Source organism: Microbacterium sp. (genome assembly GCF_049650565.1).
GTDB lineage: Bacteria > Actinomycetota > Actinomycetes > Actinomycetales > Microbacteriaceae > Microbacterium.
The window spans coordinates 34,210-59,411 of record NZ_JBASAK010000080.1; the positions used below are offsets into that span (position 1 = coordinate 34,210).

The 25,202-nt window shown below is 69.1% G+C and carries 23 protein-coding genes; 7 read left to right on the top strand and 16 right to left on the bottom strand.

Features of this window, described 5'->3' with window-relative positions; translation table 11 throughout:
• Positions 1-87: 87 nt before the first annotated feature.
• Complete coding sequence (locus WA967_RS12940) at positions 88-1,092, top strand: isopenicillin N synthase family dioxygenase (protein WP_424423283.1); 1,005 nt, start codon at positions 88-90, stop codon at positions 1,090-1,092.
• Positions 1,093-1,175: 83 nt separating this feature from the next.
• On the opposite strand, the gene rpsO is transcribed toward WA967_RS12940, so the two are convergent.
• Positions 1,176-1,445 (bottom strand): 30S ribosomal protein S15, encoded by a 270-nt coding sequence (gene rpsO / locus WA967_RS12945; RefSeq protein WP_005048780.1) that lies wholly within the window; start codon positions 1,443-1,445, stop codon positions 1,176-1,178.
• Between the two features lie 142 nt (positions 1,446-1,587).
• Between rpsO and WA967_RS12950 the strand changes: the two genes are divergently transcribed.
• Positions 1,588-2,880 (top strand): MFS transporter, encoded by a 1,293-nt coding sequence (locus tag WA967_RS12950; RefSeq protein WP_424423289.1) that lies wholly within the window; start codon positions 1,588-1,590, stop codon positions 2,878-2,880.
• 40 nt (positions 2,881-2,920) lie between these two features.
• Here the strand turns inward: WA967_RS12950 and WA967_RS12955 are convergent, their stop codons facing one another.
• From WA967_RS12955 to WA967_RS12965, 3 genes are all read right to left on the bottom strand, one after another.
• Positions 2,921-3,469 carry a YceI family protein gene (locus WA967_RS12955; RefSeq protein ID WP_298867530.1) on the bottom strand — a complete coding sequence of 183 codons (549 nt, stop codon included), beginning with the start codon at positions 3,467-3,469 and terminating at the stop codon, positions 2,921-2,923.
• A 230-nt stretch (positions 3,470-3,699) separates the two neighbouring features.
• Positions 3,700-4,068: an FKBP-type peptidyl-prolyl cis-trans isomerase gene (locus WA967_RS12960; protein WP_424423292.1), complete on the bottom strand. Its 369-nt coding sequence runs from the start codon at positions 4,066-4,068 to the stop codon at positions 3,700-3,702.
• A 95-nt stretch (positions 4,069-4,163) separates the two neighbouring features.
• Positions 4,164-4,838, bottom strand: a complete 675-nt coding sequence (locus WA967_RS12965; protein WP_424423295.1) for a FadR/GntR family transcriptional regulator — start codon at positions 4,836-4,838, stop codon at positions 4,164-4,166.
• 184 nt (positions 4,839-5,022) lie between these two features.
• On the opposite strand from WA967_RS12965, the gene WA967_RS12970 reads away from it, so the two are divergent.
• Positions 5,023-6,516 (top strand): amino acid permease, encoded by a 1,494-nt coding sequence (locus tag WA967_RS12970; protein ID WP_424423297.1) that lies wholly within the window; start codon positions 5,023-5,025, stop codon positions 6,514-6,516.
• 3 nt (positions 6,517-6,519) lie between these two features.
• On the top strand, positions 6,520-8,253 hold the full coding sequence (locus WA967_RS12975; protein WP_424423299.1) for an asparaginase domain-containing protein: 1,734 nt from the start codon (positions 6,520-6,522) through the stop codon (positions 8,251-8,253).
• Positions 8,254-8,487: 234 nt separating this feature from the next.
• On the opposite strand, the gene WA967_RS12980 is transcribed toward WA967_RS12975, so the two are convergent.
• A complete protein-coding gene (locus tag WA967_RS12980; RefSeq protein ID WP_424423302.1) occupies positions 8,488-9,687 on the bottom strand; it encodes a PrsW family intramembrane metalloprotease in 1,200 nt (399 codons plus the stop codon).
• Between the two features lie 308 nt (positions 9,688-9,995).
• Between WA967_RS12980 and WA967_RS12985 the strand changes: the two genes are divergently transcribed.
• Positions 9,996-10,865 carry a fumarylacetoacetate hydrolase family protein gene (locus tag WA967_RS12985; RefSeq protein WP_424423305.1) on the top strand — a complete coding sequence of 290 codons (870 nt, stop codon included), beginning with the start codon at positions 9,996-9,998 and terminating at the stop codon, positions 10,863-10,865.
• 102 nt (positions 10,866-10,967) lie between these two features.
• Here the strand turns inward: WA967_RS12985 and WA967_RS12990 are convergent, their stop codons facing one another.
• The 4 genes from WA967_RS12990 to WA967_RS13005 are packed head-to-tail and all read right to left on the bottom strand — an operon-like array spanning position 10,968 to position 15,232.
• The gene (locus WA967_RS12990; RefSeq protein WP_424423307.1) at positions 10,968-12,428 is read right to left on the bottom strand and encodes an aspartate ammonia-lyase; all 1,461 of its coding nucleotides are present in this window, start codon (positions 12,426-12,428) and stop codon (positions 10,968-10,970) included.
• 52 nt (positions 12,429-12,480) lie between these two features.
• Entirely contained in the window at positions 12,481-13,398 is a 918-nt protein-coding gene (locus WA967_RS12995; RefSeq protein WP_424423309.1) for a phosphodiesterase, read from the bottom strand.
• Positions 13,399-13,430: 32 nt separating this feature from the next.
• Positions 13,431-13,769 (bottom strand): peptidase, encoded by a 339-nt coding sequence (locus tag WA967_RS13000; protein ID WP_424423312.1) that lies wholly within the window; start codon positions 13,767-13,769, stop codon positions 13,431-13,433.
• Entirely contained in the window at positions 13,766-15,232 is a 1,467-nt protein-coding gene (locus tag WA967_RS13005; protein ID WP_424423314.1) for an anion permease, read from the bottom strand. The genes WA967_RS13000 and WA967_RS13005 overlap by 4 nt, the downstream gene beginning before the upstream one ends.
• A gap of 182 nt (positions 15,233-15,414) precedes the next feature.
• Between WA967_RS13005 and WA967_RS13010 the strand changes: the two genes are divergently transcribed.
• Positions 15,415-17,520 carry a S9 family peptidase gene (locus WA967_RS13010; protein ID WP_424423317.1) on the top strand — a complete coding sequence of 702 codons (2,106 nt, stop codon included), beginning with the start codon at positions 15,415-15,417 and terminating at the stop codon, positions 17,518-17,520.
• A gap of 19 nt (positions 17,521-17,539) precedes the next feature.
• Here the strand turns inward: WA967_RS13010 and WA967_RS13015 are convergent, their stop codons facing one another.
• The 6 genes from WA967_RS13015 to truB all read right to left on the bottom strand — a co-directional run bounded on the left by WA967_RS13015 (position 17,540) and on the right by truB (position 23,811).
• Positions 17,540-18,568, bottom strand: a complete 1,029-nt coding sequence (locus WA967_RS13015; protein WP_424423319.1) for an ATP-dependent 6-phosphofructokinase — start codon at positions 18,566-18,568, stop codon at positions 17,540-17,542.
• Positions 18,569-18,797: 229 nt separating this feature from the next.
• Positions 18,798-20,945, bottom strand: a complete 2,148-nt coding sequence (locus tag WA967_RS13020; RefSeq protein ID WP_424423322.1) for a DEAD/DEAH box helicase — start codon at positions 20,943-20,945, stop codon at positions 18,798-18,800.
• 167 nt (positions 20,946-21,112) lie between these two features.
• Entirely contained in the window at positions 21,113-22,060 is a 948-nt protein-coding gene (locus WA967_RS13025) for a bifunctional riboflavin kinase/FAD synthetase (RefSeq protein WP_424423324.1), read from the bottom strand.
• A complete protein-coding gene (locus WA967_RS13030; protein ID WP_424423359.1) occupies positions 22,057-22,449 on the bottom strand; it encodes a hypothetical protein in 393 nt (130 codons plus the stop codon). Before WA967_RS13030 ends, WA967_RS13025 begins: the two co-directional genes overlap by 4 nt.
• Positions 22,450-22,552: 103 nt before the next feature.
• Complete coding sequence (locus tag WA967_RS13035) at positions 22,553-22,921, bottom strand: hypothetical protein (RefSeq protein WP_424423327.1); 369 nt, start codon at positions 22,919-22,921, stop codon at positions 22,553-22,555.
• Complete coding sequence (gene truB, locus WA967_RS13040) at positions 22,918-23,811, bottom strand: tRNA pseudouridine(55) synthase TruB (RefSeq protein ID WP_424423329.1); 894 nt, start codon at positions 23,809-23,811, stop codon at positions 22,918-22,920. The genes WA967_RS13035 and truB overlap by 4 nt, the downstream gene beginning before the upstream one ends.
• A gap of 56 nt (positions 23,812-23,867) precedes the next feature.
• On the opposite strand from truB, the gene WA967_RS13045 reads away from it, so the two are divergent.
• Complete coding sequence (locus WA967_RS13045; RefSeq protein WP_424423332.1) at positions 23,868-24,746, top strand: A/G-specific adenine glycosylase; 879 nt, start codon at positions 23,868-23,870, stop codon at positions 24,744-24,746.
• Positions 24,747-24,767: 21 nt separating this feature from the next.
• Here the strand turns inward: WA967_RS13045 and rbfA are convergent, their stop codons facing one another.
• Positions 24,768-25,199 carry a 30S ribosome-binding factor RbfA gene (rbfA, locus tag WA967_RS13050; protein WP_424423335.1) on the bottom strand — a complete coding sequence of 144 codons (432 nt, stop codon included), beginning with the start codon at positions 25,197-25,199 and terminating at the stop codon, positions 24,768-24,770.
• Positions 25,200-25,202: the final 3 nt, after the last annotated feature.

Below are 25,202 nucleotides of genomic sequence, written 5' to 3' on the forward strand. Positions count from 1 at the left end.
GATGCTCTCCGCCCACCCCGCCCCGAGGCAGGGTAAGAGAAGGCAACATTCCGCCGGCTCCACCGGCATCCGCACTACCGTCGATGCATGCCAGACCTGAACCTTCCGATCCTGGACCTGTCCCGACTCGATGCCGGCGAGGCGGAGGCTGCCGCGTTCTGCGCCGACCTGCGCACCGCCACGCACGACGTGGGCTTCTTCTACCTGACCGGGACCGGGATCCCCGCCGAGCTCGAGCAGCGGCTGCACCGCGCGGCTCGCGACTTCTTCGCGCTGCCCGAGGCCGACAAGCTCGCCATCGAGAACGTGCACAGCCCGCACTTCCGCGGATACACGCGCGTCGGCGGCGAGCGGACGCAGGGCGAGGTGGACTGGCGCGAGCAGATCGACATCGGCCCCGAGCGGGATCCCGTGACCGGCGGCCCCGCATTCACCCGGCTGATCGGCCCGAACCTGTGGCCGAAGACGCAGCCGGAACTGCGCGAGGTCGTGGACGAATGGCACGCGGCGCTGTCGGGCATCTCGCGTCGGCTGCTGCGCGCCTGGGCACTGGCGCTGGGTGCCGAGGAGTCGTACTTCGACGATCACTTCGGGGAGCCGTCCACGCTCATCAAGATCGTGCGCTACCCGGGAACGCACGAGCTGCTCCCCCAGCAAGGCGTCGGCGCGCATCGCGACAGCGGCGTGCTGACGCTGCTGTGGGTGGAACCGGGGCGCGGCGGGCTGCAGGTGGAGCGCGACGGCGAGTGGGTGGACGCACCTCCCGTCGACGGCGCGTTCGTGGTCAACATCGGCGAGCTGCTGGAGTACGCCACCGGCGGCTACCTGAAGGCCACCAACCACCGGGTGATCTCCCCCACGGCGCCCGATGACCGGCTCTCCATCCCGTTCTTCTTCAACCCCGCGCTGGACGCGCGGCTGCCGCTCATCGAGCTGCCGCCGGAGCTGGCGGCGCAGGCACGAGGTGTGACGCAGGATCCGTCGAACCCGATCCACAGCCTGTACGGCGAGAACGCGCTGAAGTCACGGTTGCGCGCGCATCCGGACGTCGCCGCGATCCACCACCCTGATCTGGTCGGCGAGAACGCCTGAGCGCAGACGCGAAGCGAGAGCCGCCCTACACCGGTAGGGCGGCTCTCCAAGAATGTTCGGCGCGATATACGCGGCAGCGGTGCTTATCGACGAAGACCGAGGCGCTCGATGAGCGAGCGGTACCGGTTGATGTCGATGTCCTGCAGGTAACCCAGCAGGCGACGGCGCTGACCGACGAGCAGGAACAGGCCACGACGCGAGTGGTGGTCGTGCTTGTGCTCCTTGAGGTGCTCGGTGAGGTCCTTGATGCGCTGCGTCAGCATCGCGACCTGCACCTCGGGGGATCCGGTGTCGCCGGGGTGCGTCGCGTACTCTTCGATGATCGCCTTCTTGACGTCTGCTTCCAGTGCCATAGATTCGATCCCCTCTCTGCTTGTTGCGCGGCGCCCGGCACTGAATGTGCGGGCTCTCTTTATCCGCGGCCGATCGAACGGCAACCACAACAGCCTACCAGCATCCGCGTCCGCGCCGCGCCCGGGCCGCTAGCCTCGAGATGTGCAGTTCCCCCGCGGTCTCCTCATCGACCTCTCCCCGCTGAAGATCAGTCCGGCGTTCGCGCGCATGTGGATCGGATCGGCTCTGGCGGGCATCGGCAGCCAGCTGACCGTGGTGACGGTGATGCTGCACGTGTTCGCCCTGACCGGCAGCACGTTCGCCGTGTCCATGATCGCGGTGGCGGGGCTGGTGCCGATGATCCTGGCAGGGCTGTACGGCGGAATGCTGGCGGATGCCTTCGACCGCCGTCGCGTGGCGCTGATCTCCGCCACCGTCGCCTTCGCCGCCACCGCTCTGCTGGCGGCGCTGACCTGGACGCGCACCGAGTCGATCTGGTGGCTGTACGGACTCAGCATGCTCATCGCCGCCGCAGGCTCGGTCGGAATGGCGACGCGGACCGCCATCGTGCCTCGGCTGATCCCGCTGGACCGGCTGGCCGCAGCATCCGCCCTGAACGGCGTCTCGTTCGGGCTCACCGTCATGGTCGGCCCCGCCGTGGCGGGCATACTGGTGGCGCTGACCGGCTTCGGCTGGACCTACACCATTGACATCATCCTGATGCTGTCACTGTTCATGGGACTGTGGACCCTGCCCACGCTGCTGCCGGAGGGCACGATCGTGCGGCCCGGCCTGGCCTCGCTCGTGGACGGGTGGCGGTTCCTGCGCCGTGCGGGCAATATCCGGATGCAGTACCTGCTGGACATCACGGCGATGACCTTCGGCCAGCCACTGGCACTGTTCCCCGCCCTCGGCACGGTGCTGCTGGGCGGCGGCGCCTTCACCACGGGCATCCTCACCGCCGCGGTCGCCGTGGGCACCTTCTCCTGCAGCCTGTTCTCGGGACAGCTGGTGCACTACCGGTGGCACGGACTCGGCATCGCGCGCGCCGTGCAGGCCTACGGCGCGGCCATCGCGGTCTTCGGCGGCATCCTGCTGATCGGCGTGTTCCTGCCCGGGGCATCCGAGCAGGTGCCGCACGTCGCCCTGATCGTCGCGGCCTGCATCGCGCTGGCGCTCTCGGGCGCCGCCGACAACATCAGCTCCATCTACCGCAACACGATGATGCAGGCGGCCGTGCCGGACACCATGCGCGGGCGGCTGCAGGGCATCTTCATCATCGTCGTCGCCGGCGGCCCGCGCGTGGGCGCGCTGTACGCCGGTGTGCTGGCGACGCTCACGAGCCTGTGGTTCCCACCACTGCTGGGCGGGTTCCTGGTGATCGGGATCGCCATGACGCTGGCGCGGTTGAGTCCGCGCTTCCGCGGCTACGACGCACTGAGCCCCGAGGCCTGACGCATGGCGTCGGGGCCCCGGGGCTCGGGATGCGGATCGATCAGGCCTGAAGGGCGCCCTGCAGGTCGAGGCCGATGGTGATCTCCTTGCCGACCAGCACGCCGCCGGTCTCCAGCGCGGCGTTCCAGGTCAGGCCGAAGTCCTCGCGGTTGATGACGGTCTTGGCCGAGGCGCCGGCCTTGTAGTTGCCATACGGGTCGGTGCCGAAGCCGCCGAACTCGAACTCGAACGTGACAGGCTTGGTGATGCCGCGGATCGTCAGGTCGCCGTCCACGAAGAAGTCGCCGTCCTCGACGCGCGCGCCGGTGGACGCGAAGTGCATCGTGGGGTGGTTCTCGGTGTCGAAGAAGTCGGCCGAGCGCAGGTGCGCGTCGCGGTTCTCATCCTTGGTGTCGATCGAGGTCACGTCGACCTTGGCGTCGACGGCGACCTCGAGCGGGTTCTCCGGGGCGGTGAAGGTGGCTTCCTTGACGCCGAACGTGCCGCGCACCTTCGAGATCATCATGTGGCGGACGCTGAAGGTCACCTCGCTGTGCGCGGGGTCCAGAACGTACGTGCCAGGACGGTAACCGGGGATCTCGATCGACATATGCGCTTCTCCTTGAAGTCGTTGGTGCCACGTGGGCGCTGCATCAGGCATAACTTCCATGCGATTGCATGCATTCCCGCTCTCGGCATTCTCACAGAAAGCCCCCGCCCGCGGGGTGCGGACGGGGGTCTGCGGATGCTGTCGGGCAACCGGATGCCGTCGGGCAGCCGGAGGCGGTCAGCCGACGGCGACCAGGTCGATGCCGGATGCCGTCGGGCAGCCGGAGGCGGTCAGCCGACGGCGACCAGGTCGATGATGAAGATGAGCGTCTTGCCGGAGAGGAAGTGCCCGGAGCCGGCGGGCCCGTAGGCCAGGTGCGGCGGGATGGTCAGCTCGCGGCGTCCGCCGACCTTCATGCCCGGGATGCCCTCCTGCCAGCCCTGGATGAGGCCGCGCAACGGGAACTGGATGGTCTCGCCGCGTCCCCAGGACGAGTCGAACTCCTCGCCGGAGTCGTGCTCGACGCCGGCGTAGTGCACCGTGACGGTGTCGCCGGGCTTCGCCTCGTCGCCGTCTCCCACGATGAGGTCGCGGATGACCAGTTCGGTGGGGGCGGGTCCGGTGGGGGCGTCGAACTCGGGCTTTGTGCGATCTGTCATGGTTCCATCAAACCTTCCGGGATCACGACGGTCAACGTGACGACGCGCGCCGAGAGCGAACACACCGCACGGCACGGGCGCCTTGATACCGCCCGTCACCGCGCCAGGGCGCGCGAGACCTGCTCGATGTGATCGGCGGCCGCCGCGCGCGCACCCTCGGGATCCCCTGCCTCGATGGCGTCGACGATCCGGGCGTGCTCCAGGTCGGATGCCGCTCGTCGGGCCCTGGTGATGTTGAGGAACTCGGACTGCGGATCCAGCGCCTGCCGCATGGACTCGATGATGGCCGCGAGCACCGGGTTGCCGCTGGCCTGCCCGATCGCGCGGTGGAACTGGCCGTCGAGCCGCACCCAGGCGTGCAGATCCTCGGCATCCTGCATGCTCGTGAGATACCCGCGCAGCACGGCGATCTGCTCGGCGCCGCGCCGTTCGGCGGCGTACCCCGCCGCGGGGATCTCGACGTTCAGCCGCGCCTCGACCAGGTCTGCCGCCGAGTAGCCGCCGAAGGTCAGCTGCGGATGCTCCTCCTTCGACACCACGAACGTGCCGCGGCCGCTGCGGGTCTCGACCAGTCCGAGTGTGGCGCAGGCGCCGAGCGCCTCGCGCAGGATGGATCTGCTGACGCCGAACCGCTTGGCCAGCTCGATCTCACCGGGAAGCCGGCTGCCCACCTCGATGTCGTCGGAGGAGATGAGCGTCTTCAGCGCCTGGAACGCGACCTCCGCCGCGCTGACGCGCTGCAGGGGGACCTGCTGCGTGGACTCTGACACGGCTCACCTCAGACCTTCGTGGGACGTGAGCCATCCTATTCCGGCATCCCGCGCCAGAGGGGAAGGCGAGCGTCACGGGAAAGTCATTGCACTCTGCAGCCAGACCTGTCATGCTGTCGGACAGCATGACAGCTGGACAGCACCTGTCACCCACGCCCCGAGTTCACACCGAGAAAGGACTCAGATGGATCGCAACAGCGGTGTTCGACCCACAGAAGCGACGCATTCCGCCGTCGTCGACGCCGGCGACGGCGGCTACCGGAAGTCGCTCAAACGCCGGCACATGAACATGATCGCCATCGGCGGCTCGATCGGCACGGGGCTGTTCCTCGGCGCCGGAAGCCGCATGGAGATCGCAGGCCCGTCACTGGCCGTGGTGTACATCATCTGCGGGCTCTTCGCCTTCATCGTGGTGCGCGCGCTCGGCGAGCTGGTCATGTACCGCCCGTCCTCCGGCGCGTTCGTGTCGTACGCCCGGGAGTTCATGGGCGAGAAGGGCGCCTTCTCGGTCGGCTGGCTGTTCTTCCTCGACTGGGGGACCACGGTCATCGCCGACATCACGGCCATCGCGCTCTACGCGCACTTCTGGTCGTTCTTCACGCCCATCCCGCAGTGGGTGCTCGCGCTGGTGGCCCTGGTCATCGTGATGGCCATGAACATCACCTCCGCCGTGCTGTTCGGCGAGCTGGAATACTGGTTCGCGCTCATCAAGGTCGGGGCCATCGTGCTCTTCGGCATCCTGGGCATCTACTTCATCGTGACGCAGACCCCCATCGACGGTCACACACCCGGCTTCGCGATGATCGCCGACAACGGCGGCTTCTTCCCGAACGGGATCGGCGCCATGTTCGTGATCGCCCTCGGCGTCGTCTTCGCCTACGGCGGCACCGAGATGGTCGGCGTCGCGGCCGGCGAGGCGAAGGACGCCCGCAAGGTCATCCCCCGTGCCGTGAACTCCATCATGTGGCGCATCATGCTCTTCTACGCAGGCTCCGTCGTGCTGTTCACGCTGCTCATGCCGTGGACCTCGTACAAGGGCGACGAGAGCCCGTTCGTCACGGTCATGAACTCCATCGGCATCCCGTACGCGGGCGACATCATGAACCTGGTCGTGCTGACCGCCGCCATGTCCAGCCTGAACGCCGGCCTGTACTCCACCGGCCGCACGCTGCGTTCGCTGGCCATGGCCGGCACCGGCCCGAAGTTCGCCAAGCGGATGAACAAGGCGGGCGTCCCCTACGGCGGCATCCTGATCACCACCGCCCTCGGCGTCGTCGGCGTGTTCCTCAACCTCATCGTCCCCGGGCAGGTGTTCGAGATCGTGTTGAACCTGGCGGGTCTGGGCATCGTGGGCGTGTGGGGTTCGATCATCATCTGCCACTGGCTGTTCGTGCGGAAGATGAAGAAGGACGGCCGAGAGCGACCCGGCTTCCGACTGCCCTGGGCGCCGGTGACCAACGTGATCACCCTGCTGTTCCTGGTGCTGGTCGTGCTTCTGATGGCGCTGGACCCCGGAGTGGGGCGCATCACGCTGGGGGCGTTCATCGTCGTCGTCATCCTGATGGTGATCGGCTGGTACCGCGTCCGAGGGCGCATCGACCCCGCCGCGCTCACGTCGACCATCGACATCACGGACGACGTGCCTCCCCTCGTCGTGCGCGACGACGAGAAGGAGTGACCCGTGGCTCGGGGAGACGAGACGAGACGGCACCGCATCGGCATCATCGCAGGCTCCGGCCCGGAGGCCGGGATCGACCTGTGGCGCAAGGTGCTGCAAGAGCACCGGGCTGCGCTCGGGAGTCGATACCGCGGCGACATCGACGCGCCCGAGACCGTCATCGTCTCGCTCCCCGAGCTGGGATACTCGATGGACCTCGAGCACCAGGAGCCCCGCGTCTGGGCCGCACTGCAGGATGCGGCCCGGCGCGTGGCCGGACAGGTGGACGTCTTCGTCATCGCCTGCAACACGCTCAACCACTTCGCCGACCGCCTGCGGGCCCTGCAGCTGCCGGCCGCGCTGATCACGCCCGCCGAAGCGGCGCTGGCCGAGATCGAGCGCCGCGGGCTGACCCGCGTCGCACTGCTGGGGTCCCGGCAGACGATGGACCTGGACGGCTGGTCGTCGTACCGCACGCTGCGCGACCGCGTGCAGCTCGAGCTGCCCGAGGACCCCGAGCGGCTGCACCGTCTGATCGAGGCGGTGAAGCTCGCCGGCGGCACCTCCCCCGCGCTCGAGGACGAGTTCGCGTCCCTCCGCCGCGAACTGGACAGTGACGCGGTGCTGCTCGCCTGCACGGAACTGCCCCTGCTCGAGGGGCCCGCCGCTTCCGAGGAGTCCGGGGCGATCGACGTCTCCCGTCTCCTGGCCCGGGCCGCCGTGAACTGGGCGCCGACCGCAGCCGCCGAGAACACCGGTCCGGTCGCGGTGCTGTACACCGGCGGGACTTTCGGCATGACGCCCACCCCGCGCGGCCTGGCACCCAACCCGCATCTCGGCGAGGAGCTGACGAAGCTCGTCGAGCGGATGCGCGACGACGATGCTCCCGCCCCGCGCTGGGCGTACCACGAGACGTCGCGGGCCATCGACAGCGCCGAGCTGCAGCCCGCGGGTATGGGGCGCCTCGCCGACAGCATCCGCGACATCGTGCAGGACGAGAGCCCCGCAGGCGTCGTCGTCGTCCACGGCACGGACACCATGGCCTACAGCGCAGCGCACGCCGCATTCGCCCTCGCCGACCTGGACCTTCCCATCGTGTTCACCGGGGCCCAGCTTCCGCTGGGAGCGCCCGACAGCGACGCCGAGCAGAACTTCTCCGATGCCTTCGATGCCGTGCGACACGGTGCCGTCTCCGGGGTGAGCATCGCCTTCGGCGGACGGATGCTGCCCGCTGTCCGCGCTGTGAAGCGATCCAGCGAGAGTCTGGACGCGTTCGCCGCCCCGCGTCTGCGGGCCCCGGAAGCCGAGGGCGCCGACGAGGAGCTGCGCATCGCGCTGCGCGCCGCGATCGGTCGCCCCGCGCCGCGAGTCGGACTGGTGAAGGTCTCCCCCGGGCTCACCGCGACCCAGCTGCGGGCCGTGCTCGAGGAGTGCCCGGCGGGTGTCGTGCTGGAGTGCTACGGCGCGGGCACTGCGCCAGTGGGATGCGGCGGACTGGCCCCCGTGATCCGCGCCGCCGTGGATCGCGGCACCGCGGTCGTCGCCGTGACGCAATGCGAGGACGGCTCCGTGGAGCTGAGCCGATACGCCGTCGGGTCGGCACTGGCGGATGCCGGTGTCCTTCCCGGCGGGAACATGACCACCGAGGCTGCTCTCGGCAAGCTCGGAGCCCTGCTGCGCGCGGGCCTCTCGGGCGCCGGGCTCGCGGCGGCTCTCGGGCGTAATCTCCTCGGCGAACGGACTCCATCCGGGGCGTGAGCCCGTTCGCCGAGGACCCTTGACTTCGCGGGGATCGTCATGCAAGCTGAAAGCAGATCAACTCAGCGCCCGGATTCGCTTGCAGGCATCGCCGCAGCACCGGGCGCTGAGTCTTGACACGGCTCGGATCCCTGCGCGAAGCGCGGTGAAGCGAGCCGTGTCAAGGCTGAGCGACACTTCTACTCGCTCCGCTCGCTCTGCGCGGTCTTCGCAAGTCGAAGCCTCACCCCGACTTCAGTACGCCAGCAGTTGCGCCCTGGTCGCCCTGGTGCGCAGCAGCAGCGCCTGCTCGTCGGCGGCGGCATACGCGTCGTGACCGGTGATGGCACGCTGGCGCACGGCCGCCAGCGCTGTCGCATCCTTGATGAAGGTGCGCATCAGCCGGCGCCGGTCGCCGGGGAGACCGGCCGCCCACCGCAGCCCCGCCCTGCGTCCCGCCGGGGTCGCCAGCATGACGACCTCCTCGTTCGTGAACCAGCCGGCCTGCGCATAGTCCGCGAGCCGACGCTGCGTCAGCCGCGACTCCGCCTTCCGCAGCGCGACGATCGCGAAGATGAAGCCGATGAAGAGCGGGATCTGCGTGGTGAGGTACAGCACGATGAAGTCGCCCAGCATCGACGAGCCGTTCCAGAACGCGTGCAGCGCCATCGCCCCCAGCAGGCCCAGCGACCCGGTGCTGATCGCGCCGGACACCCCCGCACCTCGCCGCGCGGCGAGACCGATCGCCAGCCCGGTCAGCGCCGTGAACATGGCGTGCGCGAACGGCGACAGCAGGCCGCGCAGGATGAACGTGAGCGTGAGGGTGCCCGCACCGCCGTTGATGAGGCTGATGCCGAAGTACTGGATGTTCTCGGTGAACGCGAACCCCGCGCCGACCAGGGCTCCGTACACGACGCCGTCCACCGGCCCGTCGAACGCGCGCTTGCCGATGACGAAGGCCAGCAGCACGCCCAGGCCCTTGGCGGTCTCCTCCACGATGGGCGCCTGGATCACCGCGCTCGAGAAGCCGCTGCGCTGGCCGACCGCCAGGGTCAGCAGCAGATCGACCAGCAGTGCGATGCCGACCGCCGCCACACCGCCCCACGCCAGGGCGAACGCGACCATGCTCTTGGGCTCAGGCTCCCACCGGTCCATGAGGTGCACGCCGAAGAGCACGATCCCCAGCGGCACGAACGCGAGGATCAGGCCGACCACAGACGCCCCGGTGCCCAGGAACAGCGCGAAGTACGCGATCATCGCCAGCAGGGCGAAGCCCAGCACCCCGAACACCCAGATCGACACCGTGCGGCCCTTGCGGACGGGCATGGGCAGGGCGGGCACGGCAGGCGCGGGAGCGGGAGCCGGCGGAGCCGCTGGAGCGTACGCCGGATACGCCTGTGCAGACGCCGGCTGCGCGTCGTGCGAAGGAGCCGGCTGAGCGTACGCCGGCGGCACAGACTGAGCGTACGCCGGCGGCACCGACTGAGCGTACGTCGGCGGCACAGGCTGAGCGTATGGCTGAGACGCGGGCTGAGTGGAGTACGGCGGTCGGGGCGGCTGACCGTAATGCTGCGGAGCGGGAGCTGCTTGCACAGGCTGCGGCTGCGCCGGCTGTCCGTAGGGCTGAGGAGCTGCGATCGGCGGCATCTCGCCGCTCGGCCGCGGTGACTGCGGCTGTGCCGGGGGCTCTCCTCCAAAGCTCATATGCAAAGCCTAGAGGGAGCCTCAGCGATCACGGGCAGATCGGCCGGTACCGTAGAACCATGCGGTTTGCCCATCTGAGCGCTCGCGACTCCCAGGACCTCCAGCTCGCCGTCGTCGACGGCGAGGAGGCCATCCTGGTCAGCGACCTCCTCTCCCCCAGCCCGAGAACACTCCAGGACCTGATCGCAGGCGGTGACGAGATGCTCGAGCGCCTGCGCGCAGCGCTGGCCGAGGGCCGGGCTCCCAGGCATCCGCTGGATGGATTCTCGTTCGGATCGGCCGTGCTGAACCCACCGGCGATCCTCGCGGTCGGACTGAACTACTCCGCGCACTCCAGCGAACTGGGGCTGAAGACCGACAAGGACCCGACGGTGTTCACCCTGTGGCCCAACTCCCTCACAGGACACGGCCAGACCACGTCGTGGACGCGCTCGCTCAGCGAGTCCGTGGACTACGAGGCCGAGCTCGGTGTGATCATCGGCAGGTCGACGAAGAACGTCTCCGTCGAGAACGCGCTCGACGCGGTGTGGGGGTACACGGCCGTCAACGATGTCACCGCCCGCGACATCCAGTTCGCGGAGGCGCAGTGGTGTCGCTGCAAGTCGTTCGACGGCTTCACGCCCACCGGTCCCGTGGTCGTCACCGCTGATGAGATCCCCGATCCGCAGGCGCTGCACATCTGGACCGTCGTCGACGGCCACACCGTTCAGGATGCGACAACGGCTCAGATGGTGCGGCCCGTCGCGGCCCTCGTCGCGCACCTGTCGTCGTCCATCACGCTGCAGCCCGGCACGCTGATCTCCACCGGCAGCCCGGGCGGCGCCGGCTACTCCCGCGACCCGCAGATCTTCCTGCGCGACCGCTCGACGGTCACCGTCGGGATCGAGGGCATCGGCGAGCTCACCACGCACTGCCGAATCGTCGACTGAACTCGCCAAGACCCCCCACCACAGCCGAAACCCCTCCTGATCCGCGGTGGATCAGGAGGGGTTTCGGCGTTCACGAGCGTCTCGCGGACGGAGGAGGTGGGATCAGCTCTGCGGCAGGTCCTCGGCGGCGATCACCGAGATGGCCGCCGTCGTCGTCTCCAGACCGGACAGGCGCGCCGGTGAGATCTGCTTCATGACCTCCTCGCGCGTCATCAGGCCCGCCTCGACGACCAGGTCGGCGATGTTGCGGTTGGTGAGCAGCGCGGTCTTGGCAAGGGCGGCGGAGGCCGCATAACCGATGAACGGGGTCAGCGCGGTGACGACGCCCACCGAGGCGCCCACCATCGCGCCGAGGCGCTCACGGTTGGCGGTGATGCCGTCGACGCAGTTCACGCGCAGCGTCCACATGGCCTGGCGCATCCAGATGATCGACTGGTAGATCGAGTGCGCGATGACGGGCTCGAAGGCATTCAGCTGCAGCTGCCCGGCCTCGACCGCCATCGTGACGGTCACGTCGGCACCGGCGACGGCGAACGCGACCTGGTTCACGGCCTCAGGGATGACGGGATTGACCTTGCCCGGCATGATGCTGGAGCCGGCCTGCGTGGCAGGCAGGTTGATCTCCCCCAGACCCGCCTGCGGACCGGAGGACAGCAGACGCAGGTCATTGCAGATCTTCGAGAGCTTGATGGCATTGCGCTTGAGCGAGGACGAGAACGACATGAAGGCGCCGGTGTCACTGGTGGCCTCCACCAGGTCCGTGGCGGTGCTGAGGTCGAGGCCCGAGATCGCACGCAGGTGCTTGAGCACCGTCGGCGCGTAGTCGGGGTGCGTGGTGATGCCGGTTCCAATGGCAGTCGCACCCATGTTGATCTCGGTGAGCAGCGACGCGTTCTCGGTAAGGCGGCTGTGGTCCTCGCCCAGGGTCGTCGCGAAGCCGTGGAACTCCTGGCCCAGGGTCATCGGCACGGCGTCCTGCAGCTGGGTGCGGCCGACCTTGAGCACGTCGTGGAACTCGCCGGCCTTGCCGAGGAAGGACTTGCGCAGCAGGTCGAGCTCGTCCAGCAGCGAGATCAGGTTCAGCGACAAGCCGATCTTGACCGCGGTCGGGTACACGTCGTTGGTGGACTGGCTGCGGTTGGTGTGGTCGATCGGGTGCAGGTACGAGTAGTCGCCCTTGGCGTGCCCGGCCATCTCCAGCGCGATGTTGGTGATGACCTCGTTGGCGTTCATGTTCGTCGACGTGCCGGCGCCTCCCTGGATGACGCCGACGATGAACTGGTCGTGGAACTCCCCGTCGATCACGCGCTGCGCGGCGCGGTCGATGAGGTCAGCGCGCTCGGCGTCGAGGACGCCGATCTCGTTGTTGGCGCGCGCCGAGGCCTGCTTGACCATGGCCAGCGCGCGGATCAGGTCGGGGTAGACCGAGATGGGACGCTTCGTGATCGGGAAATTCTGCTCGGCCCGGAGGGTATGGACGCCGTAGTACGCGTCAGCGGGGATCTCGAGGCTTCCGATGGAGTCGGTCTCAGTACGGGTCTGGGCAGGCGCGTCGACGGCCATGTCACTTCCTTGTGGGTGGGGTGCGAATGGAAATCCGGGGGGTGACACCAGTCTACGCCAGAGCGCGCGGCGGCTTTCTCGAGAAGACCTCCAGACGATCGGCGGGTGAGAGCGCGGCCATCCGCGCCGTCCACTCCGCGCTGAAGTAGTCACCCGTGGGCGCCTGCGCCACCGGGACGACGGTGTGCGTGATCACATCGGGGCGCACGTGCACGAGCTGGAACGACTGCGCGGCATCCATGCCGTTGACCTCGTCGGCGGGCCGGGCGAGGTTCATCGTGTAGCAGGTGGACGACGCCACGCTCACGGGGACGCCCGCGAACATCCCGGACGAGGAGTAGTGCAGATGACCGGCGAGGATGCCGCGCACGTCCGTCCCCGCGATCACCTCGGCCAGCTCTTCCTGATGACGCAGCTCCAGGATGTCGAACAGCGGCACATGCGCGGGCAGCGGCGGATGATGCATGGCCAGCAGCGTGCCGTGCGGAGCAGGCTGCGCGAGGATCCCCGTCAGCCAGTCCAGCTGGCCGCGATCCAGGTCTCCGTGGTGCCAGCCGGGCACGCTGGTGTCCAGGGCGATCAGGCGCAGCCCGTCCAGGTCCCAGACGCCGGTGACCGGCTCCTGCGTGGCGGGCGCGTCCAGCAGCTCCGCGCGCAGCACAGGCCGCTCATCGTGGTTGCCCGCGACCCAGACGATCGGGCATCCCAGGTCGCGGCCTGCCGGCTCCAGCGCCGCCCGCAGGCGGCGGTACGCATCGGGCTCGCCGAGGTCGGCCAGGTCGCCGGTCACGACGATCGCCGAAGGGTGCGGATGCACGCGCCGCACCGCGGCGAGGGTGTGTGAGAGGTTGCCGTCGCTGTCGGACCCGCCGGGATGGCGGGCACCGCCGGCGAGGAAGTGCGGGTCGCTGAGATGGATGATCGTGTGCGTCGCCGGCTGATGACGACCGAACGCGGGCGTATCGCTCATGCGTCCAGCCTAGGGGCGGCCGCCGACTCGGATCAGTGGCCGCCGGAGACGATGAGGAAGATGCCACCCGCGACGGCCAGCGCGCACAGCAGGAAGCATCCGATCGCTGCGAGGAAGGCCAGGTTCTTCTGCGCCTCGGTCAGCGGACTCTTGCGGGCGGCCTTGGCCGCCTGCTTGGCGGCGCGCTTGATCTCCTTCTCGGAGATGACGGTGATGGCGTCGGTGAACTCCGCGGGAGTCACCACGGGAACGCGGCCGGCGCGCACCAGCATCCGCAGTCCGAGCGCGTAGAAGAACACGATGGCGACGGCGCCGACGATCGCGCCGGCGAAGACGCTCAGGAAGGCCAGCCAGTCGATCTCGATGCTCATCGGGCGTCCTCCTGCTCGTCCACGCCGAGATCCCACTCGGCCAGCTTCGCGCGGGCCCTGCGGCTGGCGCTGAGCTGCTCCCACTCCGCCGCGGCCTTCTCGGCCTCGGCGTACTTCTGCGCCGCGCGCTGTGCCGCCTTTCGGGCCGCCTTGACCTCGCTGGGCTTCGCACCGGACTTCTTGAGCTTCTTGGCCTTCTTGGCGGCGCGCTCCGCATCATCGGCTTTGCGCTCGGCCTTCTCCAGCGCGCGCATCAGCTCGATGCGGCTGGCGCGGCGGGTGGGGCCGGGGACGTCGGGCAACTCGACGGCGTGACCGGACTCGGCCACGTCGCTCATGGCATTGGAGGCGGTGACGGCGTCCTTGCGGGAGCGCAGGAACAGGCCGACGATGACGACCAGCGCGATCACCGCGTCGACGACGACGCCCCAGCCTCCCAGCCAGCGCACGACCAGGGCGGCCACCGCGCCGACGATGCCGGCGGCCGGAAGCGTCAGCAGCCAGCCGACGGCGATGCGGCCGGCTGTGCGCCAGCGCACCGTGGAGCCGCGCCGGCCCAGGCCCGAGCCGATCACGGATCCGGAGGCCACCTGCGTGGTGGACAGCGCGAACCCGAAGGCGCTCGAGGCCAGGATCGTGGCAGCCGTCGAGCTCTCGGCTGCGAAGCCCTGCGCGGGCTTGACCTCGGTGAGGCCCTTGCCGAGCGTGCGGATGATGCGCCATCCGCCGAGATACGTGCCCAGCGCGATGGTGCCGGCGCAGGCCACGATCACCCAGAACTCCGGGTTGTGATAATCGGCGCTGGTGGGATCTCCGGTCTGCCAGCCCACCGTGATCAGGGCCAGAGTGATCACGCCCATGGTCTTCTGCGCGTCATTGGTGCCGTGCGAGAGCGCGACCATGGACGAGGTGAAGATCTGTCCCCATCGGAAGCCGGAGCGCCCGTCGGGCTTGCCGTCGTAGCGGCGGGTGATGCCGTAGGCGACCTTGGTTGCGACGTACGCGATGATGCCCGCGGTGAGCGGCGCGATCAGCGCCGGCAGGATCACCTTGGACATGACCACGCCGAAGTTGATCCCGCTGGCGCTGAAGCCGACGATCGTGGCACCGATGAGGCCGCCGAACAGCGCATGCGAGGAACTGGACGGCAGGCCCAGCAGCCAGGTGAGCATGTTCCAGGTGATCGCGCCGATGAGTCCGGCGAAGATCAGTTCGGGCAGCAGTATGTGACCGATGGCCGACTCGTTGATGATGCCGCCGGAGACGGTCTTGGACACCTCTGTCGACAGGAAGGCGCCCACCAGGTTCAGGCCTGCCGCCAGCAGCACGGCAGTCTTGGGCTTGAGCGCTCCGGTGGCGATCGGCGTCGCCATGGCGTTGGCCGTGTCGTGGAATCCGTTGGTGAAATCGAAGAACAGGGCCAGTGCGATCACCAGCACGACGATGAGGGCTGCGGTTTCCACCGTTCTCTTCCGTTGGAGTGTGTCAGGAGGGGTGCCGGCTGCGCGGCGTGACGAACGAAGAGTTCACCGTGGGTTCAGATTCCGTATATGGAACCCGCTGGAATCCTCCCACCCTGCCACACGATGGTCAAACCCGCGCGGAATCGGGCCGCCACCTGGATGCGCTCCGATAGCCTCATCAGGTGAGTGAATCCCGCATCCAGCCGCCCGCCGCAGCCCGCCGCCCCCGCACCCGCACGCACCACGGCGACGTCTTCGAGGACCCGTACGAATGGCTGCGCGGCAAGGAGGACGCCGAGGTGATCGCGCACCTCGACGCCGAGAACGCATACGCCGACGCGCGCACCGCACACCTGGCGTCGCTGCGCGAGACGCTCTTCACCGAGGTGAGGAACCGCGTGCAGGAGACCGACCTGTCGGTCCCGTCGCGGCGCGGCGACTGGTGGTACTACGGCCGCACCGAGGAGGGCGCGCAGTACGGCATCCAGTGCCGCACCGCGGCGGATGCCGGCGACTGGACTCCCCCGGTGCTCGAGCCCGGCGTCCCCGTGCCGGGCGAGCAGGTTCTGCTGGACGGAAACGTCGAGGCATCCGGTCACGAGTTCTTCTCGATGGGCGCGTTCGACATCTCCGAGGACGGCACACGGATGCTGTGGTCGGTCGACTTCGAAGGCGATGAGCTGTACACGGTGCACGTGCGCGATCTGATCACCGGCGACGAGCTCGCCGATGTGATCCCGGCCACGGGACAGGCCTTCTTCACTCCCGACGGGCAGACGATCGTGTACACGACCAGGGATGAGGCCTGGCGCCCCGACACCCTGTGGCTGCACGCCATCGGCGCCTCAGCGGAGGATGTGCGGCTGTTCCACGAGCCGGACGAGCGATTCTGGCTGGGCGCGGGGATCACCCGCAGCCGGAAGTACCTCGTGATCGACCTGAGCTCGAAGATCACCAGTGAGCAGTTGTTGCTGGACGTGTCGGACCTCGCCGCCGTTCCGCAGGTGGTCTGGCCCCGCCGCGAGGGCGTGGAGTACTCCGCCGATCATGCCGTCGTCGACGGCGAGGACCGGCTGCTGATCCTGCACAACGAGAACGCCCTGGACTTCGAGCTGGTCGAGGTCGCGGCATCCGATCCGCAGGGCGAGCGCAGGGTGCTGCTCCCCCACACCCCGGGTCGTCGGCTGATCGACGTGGACTGCTTCCGCGATTTCGCGACCGCCGAGTACCGCCGCGACGGGATGCCGCACGCGGCCCTGTTGGACTACCGCAGCGGCGCGCTGGACGAGATCACCTTCGACGAGCCGCTGTACGAGGCGTACTTCAGCGGCAACGCGGAATGGCACGCACCGTTCCTGCGGATGGGGTACACCTCATTCGTGACGCCGTCCACGGTGCTGGAGCTGGAGCTCGCCACGGGCGAGAAGCACGTGCGCAAGCAGCAGGTCGTGCGCGGCGACTACGACAGCGCGGACTACGGGCAGCGGCGCGTGTGGGCCACCGCACCGGACGGCGCACAGGTGCCGGTCTCGCTGGTGTGGAAGCGCTCGTTCGGCGACCCTGGTGCGCAACCGCGCCCTGTGCACCTGTACGGCTACGGCTCCTACGAGCACTCCATCGACCCCGGGTTCTCGGTCATGCGTCTGTCGATGCTGGACCGGGGCGTGACCTTCGCCGTGGCGCACGTCCGCGGCGGCGGAGAGATGGGCCGGCAGTGGTACGAGGACGGCAAGGAGCTGCACAAGCGCAACACCTTCACCGACTTCATCGCCGCCGGACGCCATCTGGTCGACACCGGCGTCACGACGCCCGCCCAGCTCGTAGCAGAGGGCGGCAGCGCCGGCGGTCTGCTGATGGGTGCCGTCGCCAACCTCGCCCCCGAACTGTTCGCCGGGGTGCTGGCGGCGGTGCCGTTCGTGGACCCGCTGACGTCGATCCTGGATCCGTCGCTCCCACTGACGGTCGTGGAGTGGGACGAGTGGGGTGACCCGCTGCACGATCCCGACGTCTACGCGTACATGAAGTCGTACACGCCGTACGAGAACATCGCGGCCGATGCATCGACGTACCCTCGCATCCTCGCCATGACCTCGCTGAACGACACCCGCGTGCTGTACGTGGAGCCGGCCAAGTGGGTGCAGGCGCTGCGTCACGCCGGAGCGCCCGACGTGATCATGAAGTGCGAGATGTCCGCCGGACACGGCGGCGTGAGCGGCAGGTACAACGCCTGGCGCGAGCGCGCCTTCGAGATCGCGTGGATGCTGGACGTGCTGGGGCTGGCGGACTGAGACAGCGCGCCAGCGGGCTTCAGCCGAACAGCGCCGAGGCCTCCTCGTAGCGGCTCAGCGGCACGGTGTTGAGTTCGCCGAGGGCCTCGGCGAACGGCACGCGCACGACGTCGGTGCCGCGGAGTGCCACCATCTGCCCCCAGCTCCCGTCCACCAGGGCGTCAGCGGCGTTCAGGCCGAGGCGTGTGGCCAGCACGCGGTCGAAGCCCGAGGGCGATCCGCCGCGCTGGATGTGGCCGAGCACGGTCGAGCGGGTCTCGATGCCGGTGATCCGCTCGATCTCGGGCGCCAGCACCTCGCTGATGCCGCCCAGGCGGGGCCGGTTGAAGGCATCCAGCCCCTTGTCGCTGTAGGCCTCGTCCATTCCCGTCAGGGTGAAGCCCTCGGACACGACGACCAACGGCGCTCGACCACGATCGAACGCGCGGGTGACCAGCGCGCAGATCTCGTCGATGGACATCGGCACCTCGGGGATGCAGATGGCGTGGGCGCCGGCGGCCATCCCTGCATGCAGGGCGATCCACCCGACGTGACGGCCCATGACCTCCGCGACCATGCAGCGCTGATGCGAGTCGCCGGTGGTGCGCAGCCGGTCCATGGCGTCGGTGGCGATGTTGACCGCGGTGTCGAAACCGAACGAGTAGTCGGTGGCCTGCAGATCGTTGTCGATGGTCTTCGGCACGCCCAGCACGTTGATGCCGTCCTTGGACAGACGATCAGCCGCCGCCAGGGTGCCCTCGCCGCCGATCGCCACGATGCCGTCGATGCCGTGCGAGGCGAGGGTCTTCGCGATGTTCTCCGCTCCTCCTCGGGCGCCCTCGTACGGGTTGGTGCGGCTGGTGCCGAGGATCGTGCCTCCCACGCGCGAGAGGCCCTTGACCTCGTGGCGGGTCAGCGGGAAGAAGTCGCCGTCGACCACACCGCGCCAGCCGTCCCGGATGCCGACGAACTCGAGGTCGTACGAGGTGGTGCCCTTGAGCACGATGCCGCGGATCACGGCGTTGAGTCCGGGGCAGTCGCCGCCGCTGGTGAGGATGCCGATCTTCATGCTGCCGCCTTCGTGCGTGTCGGGTGGGGTGAGAACAAGAGAGGCGACGCTGCCCGTCTCCGACCCTACTGGGGAAGCAGGGCCGATGCCATCCGGAACCACTCGAAAACCGAGAATCTTGACGCCGGATCACCGGCATCTGCGGTGATCTTGCGAGCTCTCGGGAATTCCGACGAAAAAGGGCGCCAAGAACTTTCGTTCTTAACGCCCTCCTTCGAGGTGATGACGATCAGCTCGCGCCGAGCGCCTCTCGCAGCAGGTGCATGAGCGCCGCCAGTTGCACGGACTCGCTTCCGCCTTCCTCGACGGACTCGCCGTCCAGCGCGCGGGCGGCCAGCCCCTGCTTCTGGTCGATGAGCTCGGCGATCTTCGTGTCGATGGTGTGCGCCGCGATGATCCGCCAGGCCGTGACCGGCTCGTCCTGGCCGATGCGGTGCACGCGGTCGATGGCCTGGGTCTGCTCGGCGGCGGTCCAGCTGAGCTCGGACAGCACCACGTTCGAGGACACCTGCAGGTTGACGCCCACGCCGGCCGCAGTCAGCGAGCAGACGATGATGCCCACGGACGGGTCGTTGTTGAACGCGTCGATGGCCTGCTGGCGCACTGTCGAGGTCTGGTCGCCTCGAATGGACACGGCCCGGATGCCGGATGCGGCGAAGTGCTCCTCGGCCTGGTCCATCACGTCGATGTGCTTGGCGAAGAAGACCACCTTGTCGACCGAGCGCTGCAGCTGCACGGCGTAGTCGGCGGCCAGATGCGCCTTGGCCTGGCCGATGCGACGCACCATGGTGAAGACGTTGTCCCCTCCTGTGCCGGCGGCCTTGGACTCCTCGAGCTCGTTGTGCGCGACAAGGCGGACGATGTCGTCGTCGATGCCCGCGACGCTCGACGGGCCGTGCGCCGCCGCACGGGCCTCGACGATGCCACGGTACTTGGCGGCCATCCGCTCGCCCAGCTCGTGCTCGGCCTGGCGGATGCTGCGCCCGAAATCGTCGTCCAGCTGCACGGGAAGGTCGGCGACGAGCTTGTCGGGCAGATCGGCTGCGACGTCCTTCTTCTTGCGGCGGACGATGCCCATCGAGATGACGGCCTCGCGCGCCTCGGCGTAGAACGACTTGTCGGCGGGCGTGAGCCCGGTGGCGTCGAGCTTCTCCATCAGCGCGGGCTCGGGCTTCTCTCCATTGGTCCAGCCCAGGAAGCGCCAGATGGCGTCGAAGTCCTCGACGTCGTTGATCAGCGGGGTGCCGGTCAGCGCCATCATGAGCGGGTTCGGCTGGCGCTCGCGGATGCGGGCGCCCAGCGCCAGCACGTTCTGCGACCGCTGCGAGGACAGGTTCTTGATGAAGTGCGCCTCGTCGACGACCATGCCCCGAAGACCGATGGCGCCCAGCCAGGACAGGTGCCGATCGAGGATCTCGTAGTTCACGATGAACACGTCCGCGAAGGCGTCGATGTCGTCGCCGTCGCCCTGGATCACGGCCGCGCGGCGCTGCGGCGTCCACAGCTCCACCTCGCGGGCCCAGTTCATCTTCACGACGTTGGGGACGACCACCAGCAGCGGGTAGGCGTTCGCGACGGATGCCGCCAGCACCGACTGCGCGGTCTTGCCGAGACCCGGCTCGTCGGCCAGCAGGAAGCTGCGGTGCCCGGCGCGGACTGCCTCGACGAAGCGCGACTGGTGCACCATGACCTCGCGACCCTTGGGCGAGATGTGATCGTACTCGGGAACCGGCGGGAGCTGCATGGTGGCGGCACTGCCGCCGGCTCCGGATTCGAATGCCTTGTACAGCGGCCCCATCAGCTCCCAGCCGTCCAGTCGGCGACGCGGAACGACGGCCGGGCGCGGCGTCAGATCCGGAGCGAGGAACGGATTCGCCAGCTCGCGGGCCTCCACGGACGGCGGGGTGACCTGCTTCTCGGCGAGGGCTGCCGGGACGACCTGCGTGATGCGCACCGGAGCGACATCGGTGATGATGAGCTCTTCCGGCGGCAGCTCTGCCCCGGACTCCAGCAGCCAGTCGCGGCGCATCCGCTTGGCCACCGGCGAGGTGGCCTGGTCGGCCTCGAGCAGCTGGATCAGCGAGGTGTCCCGCGCGGCGGTCTTGGCGAGGATCGTGGCCACGCCGTCGAGCCGCTTGAGCAACTCCGAGCGCGCGGAGTCGCTGAGCTCGGCATCCGATTTCACCCGGGCGCGCTCCTCGCGCACGAGGAAGGCGATGACCTGGAACTTGACGCGGTTCGTGGGGCCGAGCTTGGATCTCTGTGCCTTCGCCTCGATCTCGCGCACCTTGCGCGCGAGGATCGGGATGAGGGGTGCCTCTTCGTCTCGACGAGAGGTCTTCTTGCGCCGCGATGCGGCAGTCGCCGTGGTCGGCATGCTCCTCCTGAGCGTGAGTGCCGAAGCGCCGAAGAGGCCTTCGATTCGTCTTGGGTTCCGCGTGTGGCGCCAGCCAGGACCCTGCGGAGTGGCTCCGCGCCTGCGCGATATGCGTCTGCCGGCGGGTGCCAGGCGCTAGTTTACGGCATCCGGGGCGTGCAGCGCGATCAGGCGAGCCCGAGACGCCCGCGCGCCTCGGTGACATCCGCGGCGATCTGCGCGATCAGCGCGTCCATCCCCTCGAATGCGACCATGCCGCGGAGATGGTCGGTGAACTCCACCGTGACGTGATGACCGTACAGATCCAGCCCCGACTCGTCCAGCACGTGCGCCTCCACCTGGCGGCGGTCGACGTCGTCGAAGGTGGGATTGGTGCCGACCGAGATCGCGGCGGGATGCCGGATGCCGGTGTCGTGGTCGTCCAACCAGCCGGCGTAGATCCCGTCGGCGGGAGCCAATGCGTCGATCATCTCGGACAGGTTCGCCGTCGGGAAGCCCAGTTCGCGCCCGCGCTTGAGGCCGTGCACGACCTCGCCGGACACCGTGACCGGACGCCCGAGCGCCTTCGCCGCCTCCACCACGTCACCCGCGGCCAGCAGCTCGCGCACCCAGGTCGACGAGACGCGGCGATCGGCTCCCGCGGGGTGCACATCGTCGACCACGTCGACGGTGAAGCCGTGCACGGGTCCCAGCTCGCGCAGCAGCTCCGGGTTTCCCGCACCGCCCCTCCCGAACCGGAAGTCGCGGCCCACCAGCACGGTGACCACGTGCAGCGCGCCGACGAGGATCGTGCGCACGAAGTCCTCGGCTTCCAGGGCTGCCAGCGCACGGTCGAACGTCAGCAGCAGTGTGGCGTCCAGGTCGAGCTCGCCCAGCAGCTCCAGCTTGCGGTCGGTGGCCACGACGTTCTCCGGGCACAGCTCGGGGCGCAGCACCTCCAGGGGGTTGCGATCGAAGGTCACCGCCACCGAGCGAGCGCCTGCCGCAGCGGCATCCGCCTTCAGCCGTTCGAGCACCGCGCGATGCCCGACGTGCACGCCGTCGAACTTGCCGATGGCGACGACGCTGGGGCCGAAGTCCGCGGGAACGCCGGCCGGGTCGCGGAAGATGATCATGCGGGGACTTCCTGGGGTCGGTGCGTGCGCAGCCACCACAGGCCGAACACGGGAAGCACGAGCGGGATGAACACGTAGCCCATCCCGAAGTACGACCACACGCTGTCGTGAGCGAACAGCGCGGGGACGAAGACGCTCAACAGCCCGACCGTCAGCACGCCGGTGAGCTCGAAGAGGATCGCCACCCACGCGACGACGTACCAGCCGCGACGGTGTGCGAGGATCAGCGCCAGTGTGGCGAGGATGTAGACGACGGCGGCCAGCGCGGACAGGGTGTACGCCAGCGGCGCCTCGTCGAAGCGGCGGACGATCTGAACGAAGCTGCGGCCGGTGGCGCCGAGCGCCATCACCGCGTAGACGATGACGAGGACTCGGCCGATGCCCGTCATCCGTGTGCGCTCAGGGGCGTCGTGCGTGGCGTCGGTGTGGATCATTGCATCCTCCATCCTATTCCGCGCGGAGATGCGCCCGGACGGGCGCTCGCGCCTGCTCTCATGCGACCTGGAGCGTCCAGATGCTCTGCATCCGCCACAGCATGATCGCCAGCGATACGCCCACCACACCCAGCACGACGGTGCTCCAGCGGGTGCGGTCGATCAGCGCCCACGCGGTGCCGCCGACCGGCAGCAGGACGGCGGCCACCAGGTACACCCAGAACTCCAGCAGGTCTCCGCTGGGCGGGTTGCCGGCCAGCGGGGCGATGATGGCGATGACCACCTGTGCGATCAGCAGCACCTCCACCAGCAGCAGACTGCCCACGGTGTAGTCGCTGGGGCGTCGGCCGGCGAACCCGGCGATCAGGCAGAACAGCCCTGATGCGCAGGCGACGGCGATCTGGACGATGGTGAACCACAGGATCATGCATGCACCTCCGGCATGTTCATTGCGCTCTTGATGTCGTGTCCACGGGCCTCGAGGATGCCGACCAGCAGTCCCTCGGGATCGATGCCCGCCACTTCTGCGGCCTCGAGCCGATCACGCTGGCCGGTCAGCCGCTTGCCGTGCCGCAGGTCGCGGGCCTCGTCGGCGGTGAGGTGCAGCACCGGCATCACCCGCGCTGCGGCCTCGGCGGGTGTGAACGTGGCGGTCCCGTCGAGCTGCTCCAACATCGCGGCTTCCGCCACCTCGAAACCGCCGATGCGGGTGCGGCGCAGTGCCGTCAGGTGCCCGCCGACGCCTAGCTGATCGCCGAGATCGCGGGCGAGGGCTCGGATGTACGTGCCCGATGAGCAGTCCACGATCACGTCCAGGTCGAGGAAGCCGGCCGTGCGACGCTGAGCGAGCAGGTCGAAGCGCGACACGGTCACCTCGCGGGCGGCCAGCTCGACGGTCTCCCCCGCCCGCACCAGGTCGTAGGCCCGCCTGCCCGCGACCTTGATGGCCGAAACAGAGCTGGGAATCTGAGAGATGGCTCCGGTGAGTGCGCGGATGCCGCTTCGGACAGCGGTCTCATCCACGGCATCCCACGCCGCGGCCCCGGCGGTCTCCGTGATCTCGCCGTCGGCGTCGTCGGTGGTGGTGCGCGCCCCGAGCCGGACGGTCGCGGTGTAGGTCTTGTCGGCGCCGACGATGTAGGTCAGCAGGCGTGTGGCGCCCTCGATGCCGATGACCAGCAGGCCGGTCGCCGCAGGGTCCAGCGTGCCTGCATGACCGACCTTGCGGGTGCCGAAGGCGCGCCGGACGCGCGCGACCACGTCATGACTGGTCGGGCCACCGGGCTTGTCGACGAGGAGGATGCCGTGCGATGCCACCTGTCAAGACTACCGATGCGGCCGTGACGCTTCGCCAGGGCGGATAGGCTGTCGGAATGCCCGCCCTCCAGACCGCGCTCACGGACTGGTACGCCGATCACGCCCGGGATCTGCCATGGCGACGGGCCGCGTTCCACGAGCAGTACGGAGCGTGGGGCACGCTGGTCAGCGAGTTCATGCTGCAGCAGACGCCGGTCGCGCGAGTCGTCCCGCATCTGCAGGCCTGGCTGGAGCGCTGGCCGACCCCGGTCGTCCAGGCCGGGGCGACTCCCGCGGAGGTCGTTCACCATTGGGCGAACCTCGGCTACCCGCGACGGGCGCTCTGGCTGCACCGTGCGGCCGTGGAGGTCGTGGAGCGGCACGACGGCGTCGTCCCTCGCGACGTGCACGCGCTGCTGGCGCTGTCCGGCATCGGCGACTACACCGCACGCGCCGTGGCCGTGTTCTCGTACGGCGACCGGCATCCTGTCGTCGACACCAACACCCGGCGCGTGATCGCCCGCGTCATCGACGGGCGCGCCCAGCCGGAGTCCCCGTCCAAGCGCGATCTGTCGCGGATGGCCGCGCTGCTGCCCGATGATGTGGCGGAGTCGGCTGCCTTCAACGCCGCCATGATGGAGCTCGGTGCGGTGGTCTGCACGGCGCGGACACCGCACTGCGATATGTGCCCGATCGCGGCCTCCTGCGCATGGCTCGCCGCGGGTCGCCCCGACACCGGCGACACGCGTCGGCGCCAGGCCAGGTACGAGGGCTCGGACCGTCAGACGCGTGGCGGTGTGCTGCGGGCGCTGCGCCATGCGGACGAGCACCGGATGCCGGCGGATGCCGTGCTGCCGGACTGGCCGGACCCGGTCCAGCGCGACCGCGCCATCGACTCGCTCATCGCCGATGGCCTCGTCGAGGCCGAGGACGGGATGCTGCTGCTCCCCCGCTGACCCCGTCCCCAGCGCTGGTCGTCAGTCCTCATCATCCTCGTCGTCGTGCACATACGGATCGGCATCGCCGGCGTGCGTGGCGCCGACGGCCAGCTTCGCGACGGCCTCGTCCTGTTCGCGGGCCTGGCGCAGCAGGTCGGCGATGTGCCCGGCGGACTCCGGAAGCGCATCCGCGATGAACTCCAGCGTGGGGACCAGCCGCACGTTGAGCTGTCGGCCGACCTCCTTGCGCAGCAGGCCCGTCGCCGAGGCGAGTGCGGCGCCGCTGGCGATCCGCTCCTCCTCGGTGCCGAGCACCGTGTAGAACGCGGTCGCGTGCTGCAGGTCACCGGAGACGCGCACCTCCGTGATGGTCACGAAGCCCAGACGCGGGTCGCGCAGACCCTTCTCCAGGCGCTCGGCCAGGATGACGCGGATGCGGTCCGCGAGCCGTGCCTGTCGTTCTCCAGCCATGTT